The 11528-nt window shown below is 65.7% G+C and carries 8 protein-coding genes and 1 pseudogene; 6 read left to right on the plus strand and 3 right to left on the minus strand.

The window, feature by feature from the left end; translation table 11 throughout:
• Nucleotides 1–60: 60 nt before the first annotated feature.
• Together EP7_RS14425 and EP7_RS14430 are read left to right on the plus strand one after the other, a co-directional pair.
• A complete protein-coding gene (locus EP7_RS14425; RefSeq protein ID WP_463521839.1) occupies nt 61–255 on the plus strand; it encodes a hypothetical protein in 195 nt (64 codons plus the stop codon).
• 588 nt (nt 256–843) lie between these two features.
• Nucleotides 844–1920 carry a 6-bladed beta-propeller gene (locus tag EP7_RS14430; protein ID WP_463521841.1) on the plus strand — a complete coding sequence of 359 codons (1077 nt, stop codon included), beginning with the start codon at nt 844–846 and terminating at the stop codon, nt 1918–1920.
• 30 nt (nt 1921–1950) lie between these two features.
• Here EP7_RS14430 and EP7_RS14435 read toward each other — a convergent pair whose 3' ends face one another.
• Entirely contained in the window at nt 1951–3354 is a 1404-nt protein-coding gene (locus EP7_RS14435) for a hypothetical protein (protein WP_463521843.1), read from the minus strand.
• A gap of 459 nt (nt 3355–3813) precedes the next feature.
• Between EP7_RS14435 and EP7_RS14440 the strand changes: the two genes are divergently transcribed.
• Nucleotides 3814–5724 (plus strand): AI-2E family transporter, encoded by a 1911-nt coding sequence (locus EP7_RS14440; RefSeq protein ID WP_463521845.1) that lies wholly within the window; start codon nt 3814–3816, stop codon nt 5722–5724.
• A gap of 97 nt (nt 5725–5821) precedes the next feature.
• On the opposite strand, the gene EP7_RS14445 is transcribed toward EP7_RS14440, so the two are convergent.
• Nucleotides 5822–6424, minus strand: a complete 603-nt coding sequence (locus EP7_RS14445) for a hypothetical protein (protein ID WP_463521847.1) — start codon at nt 6422–6424, stop codon at nt 5822–5824.
• Between the two features lie 262 nt (nt 6425–6686).
• On the minus strand, nt 6687–8255 hold the full coding sequence (locus EP7_RS14450; RefSeq protein WP_463521849.1) for a hypothetical protein: 1569 nt from the start codon (nt 8253–8255) through the stop codon (nt 6687–6689).
• Between the two features lie 1271 nt (nt 8256–9526).
• On the opposite strand from EP7_RS14450, the gene EP7_RS14455 reads away from it, so the two are divergent.
• The 3 genes and pseudogenes from EP7_RS14455 (at nt 9527) to EP7_RS14465 (ending at nt 11478) form a co-directional block, all read left to right on the plus strand.
• Nucleotides 9527–10078 (plus strand): hypothetical protein, encoded by a 552-nt coding sequence (locus EP7_RS14455; protein ID WP_463521851.1) that lies wholly within the window; start codon nt 9527–9529, stop codon nt 10076–10078.
• 163 nt (nt 10079–10241) lie between these two features.
• Nucleotides 10242–11077: pseudogene (locus tag EP7_RS14460) on the plus strand (transposase).
• Nucleotides 11068–11478 (plus strand): hypothetical protein, encoded by a 411-nt coding sequence (locus tag EP7_RS14465; RefSeq protein ID WP_463521853.1) that lies wholly within the window; start codon nt 11068–11070, stop codon nt 11476–11478. The pseudogene EP7_RS14460 and the gene EP7_RS14465 overlap by 10 nt, the downstream one beginning before the upstream one ends.
• Nucleotides 11479–11528 lie beyond the last annotated feature (50 nt).

Genomic DNA, 11528 nt, shown 5'->3' on the forward strand with positions numbered 1-11528 from the left:
ATCAAACGCGACAGGGCTAGGACTCCGGGCGACACATCCCCGAGGCTTGGTGAGCGACCCATGAATACGCAAGCCACCCAGAAGCACGAGATCAGCGAGGCCGACCTGATCGCCGTCCGCGAATTCCTCGCCGGCGAGCGAGACGAACTGCCGATGATGGGCAGCTCGAGGTCGGGCTCGAACCCCGATCATACCCCGGTCATCTCTCGAGGGATCCCCAGGGCCCGCCTTCGGGCGACCGCGCAGGAAGTCTGACACCCGCGAAAGTCGGCCGTCAAGGGCGCTCAATTACGAGTGGTCGAACGTGCGGATTCTGGCCTTCCCGTTGAGGAAGCCGGTCTCGACGAAAGAGATGCGCGGATTGTCACTGACCGACTCGACGTCTCATCGGACCATGCCCGATGAGACGCCGGAGTCAGGGCGGCATGGGCTCGTCTGCCAGTTGCGCGAGGTTCTGGCAATTGAGGTTCGGGGTGGGAGCGCCGCTGGTTTCCTCGGTTCGATCCGATTCCGTTCGACCGTTGTTCCCCAAGTCTTCGGAGTTCTGTCAGCCAGCGTTCCATGGTCGCTGAAGACCAGGCGGCGATCCGCGGTCCTCGTGCTCTCGACGATGTCCAGGTTTGCGAAGCGAGAGGGACCTCGGCGAGCTCTCATGGTCATGAGGTCGCCGGGAGCCGGAGGAAACTATGGGACGACGGTCGAGACTGGTAGTCTCTCCGTGTGCCATTGTCCTGATCCCGAACAACCCGCGCATCTTCGAGGAACCCCGGTCGAAACGACCTGAGGAGCCCGCGCACGATCGCGGAATTCGGCATCACTCTCAAGCAATCAGGGGCCTTGATCGTGAAGCATCGTCCGACCTTCGCCGCATTCGCCTTCGTCCTCGGGCTTGCGGTGCCGAGCCTTGCAGCGGAAAACGCCGGACCCGTGCGGATGGGGTGCGGCCTGATGACGTTCGATACGGTTCCCGGCTGGGGCCTTAGTCCGGACGGGAAATCCGCGATCGGGCCGTGTCATGGAAGTGTCGTCGTCGACAAGGACGGCAACATCTACACGAGCGCCCACGCCGGGGTCTTCGTCTTCTCCCCCGCGGGCAAGGTGATCCGCAGCTTCCTCGGCGACAAATACTCCGACATCCACGACATGAAGATCCGCGACGAAGCGGGTGGCGAGTTCATCTACGGCGCCCGCAACGCCGCCGCCGAAGGGCTCAAGTTCAACGCCCAGACCGGCGAGATCGCCCTGAAGCTGCCGTTCCCCGAGGAATCCGGTCTGAAGCTGAAGGCATTCAGCCCCACGGCGATCACCGTCGCCCCGAACGGCGAGATCTACCTGTCGGACGGATATGCGAGTAACCACATCTTCAAGTTCGATAAGTCCGGCAAATATCTGTCGCACTTCGGCACCAAGGGGAACGGACTCAAGGAATTCAACACCGCCCACGGCATGACGCTCGACACTCGCTACGAGCCGCCCCGTCTGCTGATCTGCGACCGCAACCACCAACCCAAGGGCCGCCTCCTGCACTACAGCCTGGAAGGTGAGTTCATCGACGAGGTGGTCACCGGCCTGGGCATGCCGACCTCCGCCGTGGTGCAGGGCGACTTCGTCTCGGTGCCCGACCTGCACGGGCGGCTGGTCATCCTGGACAAGACCAACACGATCATCGCGGTGCTCGGCAACAACCCCGATCCCGCGACGGGCAGGAACTACAACGTGCCGCAGGAGAAGTGGGTCGAGGGCGTTTTCAGCGGCACGCACGGCTCATCCTGGGACAAGGACGGCAACCTGTACGTCCAGGACTGGAACGTCTCCGGACGCATCATGAAGTTGGTGCGTGTCGATGAGCGTAAGGTGACCGCCACGAGCAAGGAATCGCGCCGGCACAGCGTCGTCGGCCGCCTTCCGGCGGCCCCTTGATCGAGGGCCGGGCGGTCGAGGGGCCGGGGGTTACATCTCCCAGATCCGCCGGCCGCCCAGATACATGCTGATGAAGCCGTCCTCGCTCACCTTGAGGACGGGTCCGTGGAATGAGGTGCCCAGCGAGGCCAGGGTCCGGGCGCCTTCCACGGCCCTGGCGATCTTGAGGGTCTCGGGGGACATGCGGAGGATGGCACCGAAGGTGATCAGGTGACCTTCGGTGTCGACGACCACGGCCCCGTCGATGCTAGCGATGCATTCCAGCACGGTGGGGTCGACCTCGGCGATGGTCTGGCCACGGACGACGTGGTGGAGCACCTGCTTGGCCAGGCGCGGGGAGAGGTTGTCGGGGTCGGCCGGGTCGTCGGCAATCCGATCCTCGAGGATCCGGTCGCTGGGGGCGATCAACTCGGGGACCGATCGGGCGGGGTCTCGCAGGACGACGAACATGGCGCCGGTGCGGGCCTCGGCCAGATTCAGGGCGGCGTGGAAGATGATCGAGGCGAGATCCTTCGGGGTCGAATTGCCGACGGCCTCGCACCAGGCACCGAAGCGAGCGGGGAGGTCCATCAGCCTCCATCTCGCGTCGCTGAAGGAGAAGGCGAGCGTCCCTGAGGAGAAGACCTTGATCTCCTGCGAGGGGGTCAGCACGACGCAGAGGTTGCCGCCGGCCAGGGTCGCCTTGGCGTGCGCCTGGTAGGCCCGCGGGCAGGGGGCCGGCAATTCCGCCGCCCCGAAGGCGCGGTCGGCCCATCGCCTCACGTCGATGGTGCGCTCCAGCTCCCCTTGCAGGTCGACGAGGAAGACGGTGTTGACGCCGTCGCAGAGGCGGTGGAACCCCTTGATGGCGGTCAGCCGGGCATTGAAGCGGGGGGCGCCGTCGTAGTTGATCCAGCCTGGGAAGGCGGGGTCGCCGTGGGTGCCCATCAGCAGGACCCCGCTGGAAACCCGGCGGTTCTCGTAGGTGGAGAGGGCCGCGACCCGCATGGCCTCCAGCGCCGAGGCGAGCCGCGTGGGCTCGCGGCAGCCGAGGTAGTCGGCCAGAATCATGTCTTCGACGGCGAAATGGAACAGGTCGAACTGGTCGACCCCGACCGGCTCGGTGAGGCTGCGGAACCGGAGGTCGAGCAGCCTCACGATCGACTTGAGTAGACTCCGCTCGCTGGGCAGGAAGGGATTTGGGCTGCCCGGTAAGAGGAAGTAGCGGGTCCGCAGCCACTCGATCTCGACCCCGATGCCGTCGGGGTCGTCGGCGAACCGGAAATGGCCCTGGCCGGGCTCGTCGTCGACGAGAATGAAGCTGCGGTCGCCGCCGAGGTCGAGCGTGGAGTCGGGGAAGAAGTGCTCCAGGGCCCGGCGGAGGAGCGTCTGGTAGAGGCCGACGACTTTGGACATCGTGCGCTCGGGGTGGATGTTCGCGTCCGAGTCCATCATCCAGAGCAGCTCCCGGGAGATCGGCACGCATAGAAACCGGCGGCCCGCGTGTCCCCGCATCGGCCTGCGGTGCACCGGCAAGGCATTGTATCGGCCGACCCGGGCCGAGCGGAGAGTGCGGGGCGGATAGAACCTTTTTCGGTGTCTTATCTCACAGTCTTGAAAAGGCTTGTGTCTTTTTGTGCGGGCTGGGGCGCGGGCCCTGTCCTGCGTGAGGGCCAGCCGGCACGGGTTGATCGGCTCGCCGGGGTCGTTTCGAGTGTTCCCGCGGATGCTCAATTTGACGAGACGGGGGATGCGAGGTGCTCGCCGGGCCTGATTTGTGCAAGGGAAAGACTCAGCCCGATCGACCGCGGTCGATCGGGCGTCGGAACGCGCCCCCCGAGCCTTGCCGGCGGGCGGCTCCCTCCCCGTCCATCACCACAGTCGAGCCCGGTCGCTCGCCCCGTCGAGGAACTCATGGCCTCATCGAAGAACGCATCATCGCTGTCGGATCCGTACAAGCTGCCCATGCTGATCTTCGCCATCATCGCGTTCATGTACTTCTCGGCGGAGGTGCTCAAGCCGCTGGCCTTGTCGGTGTTGCTCAGCTTCGCGCTGGCGCCCGCCGTCAAGTTCCTCGAGCGTCGGCGGTTCAACCGGGTGTTTGCGGTGGTCCTCGTCGGGACGCTGACGCTGGTCTCGCTTGGTGGCATCGGCTACGTGGTCGGCCAGCAGCTCACCTCGCTGGCGGACAAGCTGCCCGATTACCAGGACAACATCGAGGCGAAGCTCAGTGGAGTGCTCCACCCGGGCCAACAGTCGTCGCTGGACAAGGTGACGAGCCTCGCCAATCGTGTCACGGCCAAGATGGAGGGGGCGCCCACCACGTCGGCGGCCCCGGCCACGGTGGCGGCCACCGCCGCCGCGGAGGGGGCCGAGCCCGAGGCTCAGACCCCACAGGCGATCCAGAAGGTGCAGGTCGTCTCCTCACCCTCGTTCCAGGAGCGGTTGCGCGAGGCGATCGGGCCTTATCTGGAGTTCCTGGGCGTCGGCAGTTTTGTGCTCATCCTGGTCCTCTTCATGCTCATCGGTCGCGACGACCTGGGCGACCGGATCATCCAGCTCTTCGGCCACCGCCAGGTGACCCTGACGACGCGCACCAGCGAGGAGATCAGCCGCCGCATCACCCGGTATCTTGGCACCTTCGCGCTGATGAACATCGGCTTCGGGTTGGTTATTGGCTTGGGCATGGCCGTTATCGGCGTGCCCTACGCGGTGCTCTGGGGCTGCCTGGCGGCATTGCTCCGGTTTATTCCCTACGTCGGGCCCGCCGTGGCGTTCGTACTGCCGCTCGTCTTCTCATTCGCCCACTTCCCGGGCTGGATGCAGCCGATCCTGGTGGTCGCCCTCTTCGGCGTCGTCGAGACGGCACTGAACAGCTTCCTGGAGCCGATCATCTACGGCAAGACGACCGGCGTCTCGGCCCTTGGCCTGCTAGTGGCGGCGATGTTCTGGACCTGGCTCTGGGGGACCTTGGGGCTCTTGCTGTCGACCCCGCTGACGGTCTGCCTGGCAGTGCTGGGCAAATACGTGCCCAGCCTCTCGTTCTTCGCCACGCTGCTGGGCGAGGAGGCGGAGCTTGAGCCCGACGTCCGGTTCTATCAGCGGCTGGTGGCGCTCGACCAGGAGGGGGCGATCGCATTCATCGAGGAGGAGGCCAAGCGGGTGCCCCGCGCCGAGATCTTCGACTCCATCCTGGTCCCGACGCTCTCCAGGGCTGAGCGCGACGCAGCCCGTGATGAACTCGACGAGAAGGAACTGGCCTTCGTCTGGCGGGTCGTCGGCGAGGTGCTCGACAGCCTGGAAGACACCCCCGAATTCAGCCTCGCCGCGGCGTCGGCCGCGGCGCCTGCCGACGGCAAGCCGGCCGAGCCGATCACCGTCTTGGGCCTGGCGGCGGAGGACACCGCCGACGCCCTGGTGCTGAGGATGCTGGCGCAACTTGTCGCGCCCGCCGGTTTCACCCTGGAGTTGGAGGCCGACGTCGAGAGCCCGCTGGAGGTGGTCGAACGCGTCGCCGACCGCTCCCCCAGGCTGGTTGTCATCTCGCACCTGCCCCCGGTCGGCCTGTCACAGGCCCGCTATCTCGTCCGTCGGCTCCGCGCCAGGTTTGCCGACCTGCCGCTGCTCGTCGGCCGCTGGGGTGAGTTGGGCGGTTCGGCGACCGCCGCCGAACGCCTCGTCGGGGTCGGAGCGACGGCCGTCCTCTTCAGCCTTGCCGAGGCCCGCGACAAGATCATCGCGATGGGCAAGGGGGCGACCGCCACGCCTCCCGCAGAAGGCATGGGCGTCGGGCTGAGCCGCGAGCCGGCCAGGACGACCGCCTGAACGCTCCTCGCCCGGCGTCTGAGGTTGGATTGACAGGAACGATCGATCCCGAGAGCCCGTTGCGTGGCCGGGATCGATCGTTCGCATGGAAGACGAATCAATCTTTGACCGTCGTCTCGACGGACGCCTGCTTGGTCAAGGAGTCCTTGGTCTTCTCGATGACCGTCGCGGTGGTGGTCTTCGTCTTGTGCAACTCGGCCAGCTCGATCTTCTCGCGGCACCGGGCCATTTCATTCGGGTCGAGGTACAGCTCGGGCATCAGGGACGCGACGCTCGTGTACCCGACAGGCACCTCCTTCGTCTTGCGCCTGTAGATGATCCGGCTCTCCAGGATCGGCAGCGAGTCTTTCTGCTGGGTGGAATTCGTCTGCGCGATCTTGCCCAGGTTGATCTTCTGATTGAAGGCGCTAATCGTCGGATCGGTCTCGATCGCGTACATCCGGCTCTTGTCGAGCACCCGCTGCCCCTCGACGACTTCTTCGGCGCGGACGATCTCGTGGCCTTCCGGGAAGTGCATGGCCATCAGCTCTTCGGCCTGCTTGCGGAAATCCTTCCCTCCATAGGGAGAATTCTGGGGGATGCCGATGACCCCGAACTCGCCGTCCTGATAGATGTAACGCGCGCTGGACGGGCTCTTGCAGCCGGCAAATGCCGGGACTAGCACGGCGAGCAGGGTCGATGCGAGGAGTCGAGACAGCATCGTAGGACTCGCATGGGAGCCGTCGATCGGCGGGCGCTGCCTCGTCGCCTCCGGGCGGGGCCCGACGAGCGGGACTGCGCCACGCAGGCCCCGGGGCCGGCTGTGGGGGGGCGTTCACAAGTCAATTCGTGGCTTGTACACCCAATGGGTAAGACCGTCAATCTGAGCTGCCCGCCGCGGATCCGGCCCCGACGAGGGAGCCGCGGACAACGCCGGCCGCTGCTGTGCCGACGTTGTCCACGCTCCCGTGCGATCCGGCGAGCTAAACCTTGAGCATCTCAACGGCCTGGGCGACGCCCGGCGCAGGTCGGCCGCATTCGCTGGCGGTCACGCGGGCCAGCGAGACGAGCTGCCGCCATCGGAAGGCGGGGCGGATGGAGGTGAACTCCTCGCGTGCCGTTCGGTAATACTTCTCGGCGTGGAGCGCGCCGTCTTCGCTGACGGCAAAGCCGAGCAGCATCGCAAAGACCGGCTCGGGGTCGTGGCCGAGCATTCCGTACCGTTGTACGACTGCGGATGCGATCTCCTGCTGGTTGGCCCTGATCGCGGTCTCGGCCTCCCTCAGCAGGCCCTTCGGGTCGGTGGTCTTGACGGATTCGAGGAAGTCCGCGAGCGGGCGGGGCGACCACTTGCGGAAGTCGGCGTCGCGGGCCTGGCGGTCGCGGGCGACCTCGAAGCCGGCGAGGATGAGGCAGGCGGCGGCGTTGCGCGGATTGGCCACGCGCGCCATGTTCCGCCAGGCGTTGACCGCGTCGCTGGCGTGGACGCCGATCGAGTCTCCGTGGACGCTGCCCGGAGGCTTGCCCGGAGAGGCCCAACGCTCGGGGCGGCCAGCGTCGCGGAGGACGAGCTGGTTCGCGGCCAGCGAGATCGCCTCGCCGACGTCGGATGGGTCGATCCCCTCGGCCAGCGCCGCGGCGACGGCGTCGGCGGCCGATGCCGGGCTCGAGTCGAAGATCGTCCCGCACATCGAGGCGACCCACTCGTCGCCGGGCTTCTTCGTGCCGGGGGAGGTCCTGGGCAAGTGGTGCCGGTCGAACAGGGCGGGAAGGAGGGTGCGTGGCTCTTCGGCCTCGGCGGAGTAGCCGCCGTTGCGCTCGGCCTTGACGCAGTATCGGACCGACTGGCGGAGCATCGTGTGGGCCTGTTCCTTGCCGACGACGTCGAGCAACTCCCAGGCGCGATAGGGGAGGACGACACGGTGGACCTCGGTCTTGTCCTCGACGGCGACGAGCAGGCTGTTGAAGGCCTCTTCGGGCGAGACGCCGGCGATCGCGGCGAAGGTGCGCTCGGCCCGGTCCATGTCCTTGGCGCGGACGGCGTCGCGGAGGTCTTCGGCGGAATTGTGACCGGCCGAGAGCTCGCCCGGCCCGACCGTGCGCAGCACTTCCGAGGCCCGCCCGCCGTGGTCGTGGATGCGTGCGGTGTTGCGGTAGAGCACCTTGATGATGGGCAGGGCCCGGCGGCTTTCGGGCAGCTCGCTCGCCATGTGCAGGGCGGGGGCGAGGGCCATCATGGTGTGGAAGCCGATGTAGTCCTCGCCGCCGAACGTCCGCGCGTTGGCCAGGGTCGCGGCCGCCACGAGCTGCCTCAGATCGGTCCCGCCGCGGATCTTGCCGATCAGGACCGGGACGAGGTCGCTGACCGCCGTCTCCTGCATCAGAGCAACGAGCGGCTCAAGCGACCCGAATGCGAGCCGCTCGCCGCCACCGCCACCGTCCTCGTCGGCACGCGCGGGCGTAAGCCCCATGTCGATGGCCGTGCCGGAGCCGACACTTGCGACCAGCATGCCCCGCCCGACGTCTCCCAGGAAATCTCGACGCGTACCCATCGTGGTCGTCCTTTCGCCCGAATCGAGCGGGATGCTCGGCGGCTCGCTCAGGTCGCAACCGGGATTTCCCAGAACGCGACCGAGCCCGCCGCCGGCGACCTTGACCGAGTCTCTTCAACATGTATTGGACACGACCCCGGAGCCCAAGTCCAGGGGAATGATCGGAAAGTTCGTGGCCGATCGCAACGACCCGCCGCGATGTCCATCCCCGGTGTCAGGCTGCCAATCTGGCAGTTGGCTTCGTTTTCGACCTCCGATCGATGAACTGTCGCAAGTTCAGAATGAGGAGGGTTTCCGACGAGGATGATGGATTCAATGGAACACATCTTACTCAGTCGAAATCGACTGCCATAATGGCATTTGGGTTCGTTTCGTTTTCGCGAGTCACTCGATCATGGCACAAGCCCGGACTCGCCTCGGATTTCAAGTTGAGTGACCATTGGCAAGGCCGTCTGAATTCTTCGGAACAGATGTCCGGGTGTTGCATGCGGATTTTCAACAATCCCGAGGGGCGTCGGGACGCGAGACTCGTTCGACGCGCGTGATGGCCCCGTAGATACCATCGTTCGAACGCGCGATTTCGTCCCTACTTTTCGGGATTTTTCCCGAATAGCTCAGCGATGGGGTTTATCTGCATCTTCAGGCGAAACCGGCGGTCCGGAGGCGACCCCCCACGACTTAATCCAGGCCCAACCGCTCCGCTCGTTGCCGGGCAACGTCGCGGTTGACGAGGTGCGGTCATCGGCCGCGATGTCACCGTCTCGAACGATGACGACCGACCCGGCGGCAACCCGATCGAGTCACGCACCACTCGGATCAACGAGGTGCCGAACATGATGGGAATGTCCCCGATCACGATCCTCGCCGCGACCCCATCGAGATCGCAGGCTCGCCGTGATCGCCGTAGGAGCGTCAAAATAGGATAGTTTTAATTGACAGCTGTGATCCCTCGCTCTATTTTTGCTGCCAGGCTTGATCGGATGACCTTCGAGTGGAGTGTTTCGATGCTCAAGCTTAAGTTCCATCTCATCGCTTTCTCCGCCATCACGATCACTTAGCTCGACAGCTGCAAGTTCTCGCCTCGCCCTGCCGCCCTTCGTCCTGGCCCTCATGAACCCGGCCCGGGTACGATCGACTTCTTCCTCCGACTCACGATCGCTCGTGGCCTCGGGGCCTGGCCCAGCGAGGATACGCCGGTGATCACCCATGCCGAAACGACCTCATCCGCGAAACCCCGACGACTCCGGTTACGGCTCACGGTCCGTTCGGCCATGCTCATTTCCGCACTTGTGGCGGTCGGCTGCTGGATCTACATGGGGACGGTCAAGCGGAAGCTCGGGTTTGTCGTGATCGGCATCAAGACCCACGTCTGGCTCGATATCATCGTCCTCGACGACGCCACAGGAACGCCGCTCCAGGGGGCCGAGGTCGAAATGCCGTGGCTCCACACGGACTGGCGAGGCCGTCCTGAGCTCCAAACCGGCGACCTCCGCAGAGAGAACACACCCGCCCACGAGATGCCGCCCCCGTACCTGACCGATGAGGGCGGGAGGGTCACGGTCATTGAGTCCGCAATCCTCGAAAGGCAGCTCAAGCACCGATTTGGAGGCCTTCTGCCCGTCGCAGGGAGCCCGGAACTCGTCTTTTTTATATTCGAAGGCGTGCGCATCAACGCACCAGGCTACACGACCTGGGTCAACTATCTCGAAGACCTCAGGCTGGAGGATGGTCGCAACTTGATCCTCGGTTCCCGGCTTCCCATCGTGGTCCGCCTGAAGCGAGCCGAAATCGAGGCGACGTCAGCTCGCATGCCACTCCCTTAATTCGCACTTGAACGCAACCTTGATGTATCAACGTACTCCATTCTCTCGTTGCTTTGCGGTGAGCCCCTCTAAGCTCGATTGATGCCGATTTCGGTGGGCCGCCTCGGCGGTAGCATGGGTAGTAGCACACGCTTCCCAGGCTCCCAACCGAGGGCGGCTCTCGATGATTCTACCCGCCGAAGCCCGACCATTGCTTGACGCCCTCTCCCCGGTCTTCACTCGGCCGACCTTGCACCGCTTCGTCACTCTCTTCGGCTCGGCCATCCTTACCACCGGACGACGCACCGTCGCCAACATCCTTCGCTCCGCCGCCCCCCTGGCCCAGGGGCATGTCACGACCTACCAGCGGGTCCTTTCGTCCGCCGAGTTGTCCGCCCTCCACCTGGCCTGTCAACTGTGCCGCATCGTCCTGGCCCTGATCCCGGCGGATCAGGCGGTCATCCTCGTCGGCGATGATACGGTCGATGGTCATCCCGGACGCAAGGTCTACGGCAAGGCCCGGCACCGGGACCCGGTCCGATCCAGCCACGGCTACACCGCCTGGCGCTACGGCCACAAGTGGGTCGTCCTGGCCGTGCTCATGCGCTTCCCCTGGGCCAACCGCCCCTGGGCGTTGCCCGTGCTCGTGGACCTGTACCGCACAAGGAGGAGGACCAGAAGCGGCGGCGGCCCCACCGCACGCCCGCCCAGGTCATTAGCACGCGCTTGCTAGTCATGCTCTTATGGTTCCCCGATCGCCGGTTCGTCTTCGTCGGCGACTCGGGCTTCGGCACGCACGAGATGGCCCGGTTCGCGTACCGCCATCGACTTCGCCTGAGCTTGGTCAGCAAGCTCCACCCCGAGGCCAACCCGTTCGAGCCGCCCCCGGTGTACTCGGGCAAGGGGCGTCCCCCGGTGAAGGGGCCGCGTCGCCCCAAGCCGAAGCAGGCGGTGGCCGGGGCTGAGCTTCAGGTCCAGGAGGTGGCCTGGTACGGCGGGGGGAGCGAGAGGTGGGCGTGACCACCGGCGCGGGTCATTGTAACAAGGCGGGAGAGGGCCTGGTGCCGATCGTCCGGGTGTCCGTCAAGGATCGAACGGGCACGCATCGGGACGAATCCTTCTTCAGCACCGATCCGGCGATGACGGCGACGGCGACGGCGATGATCGAGGCCTATGCCGGCTGCTGGAACCCGGAGACGACCTTCCAGGAAGCTCGGTGTCTTCTCGGATTGGAGAGCACACGGGGCTGGTGCCGGCGGACGGTGCTGCGGGCCGCCCCGTGCCTGTTCGGTCTCGATACGGTGATAGCCCTGCTGGATCTGAGCTTGCCCGAGTCGAAGCGGGTGGAGTGGCCGGGCAAGGTGGGCGTGACTACCTCCGATGCCCAGACCTGCGTGCGTCGCTGGCCGTGGCGGGAATGAGTTTTTCCACAGGCCGGCGGGGGCTTGGCCGTGGATCAACTCCCCGAGTC

This window comes from Isosphaeraceae bacterium EP7 (assembly GCA_038400315.1).
Classification (GTDB): domain Bacteria; phylum Planctomycetota; class Planctomycetia; order Isosphaerales; family Isosphaeraceae; genus EP7.

Coding starts and splice junctions, on each gene's coding strand:
- EP7_RS14425 (WP_463521839.1), top strand. CDS start 61: ATGAATACGCAAGCCACCCAGAAGCACGAGATCAGCGAGGCCGACCTG.
- EP7_RS14435 (WP_463521843.1), bottom strand. CDS start 3,354: ATGATGGACTCGGACGCGAACATCCACCCCGAGCGCACGATGTCCAAA.
- EP7_RS14440 (WP_463521845.1), top strand. CDS start 3,814: ATGGCCTCATCGAAGAACGCATCATCGCTGTCGGATCCGTACAAGCTG.
- EP7_RS14445 (WP_463521847.1), bottom strand. CDS start 6,424: ATGCTGTCTCGACTCCTCGCATCGACCCTGCTCGCCGTGCTAGTCCCG.
- EP7_RS14450 (WP_463521849.1), bottom strand. CDS start 8,255: ATGGGTACGCGTCGAGATTTCCTGGGAGACGTCGGGCGGGGCATGCTG.
- EP7_RS14455 (WP_463521851.1), top strand. CDS start 9,527: ATGCTCATTTCCGCACTTGTGGCGGTCGGCTGCTGGATCTACATGGGG.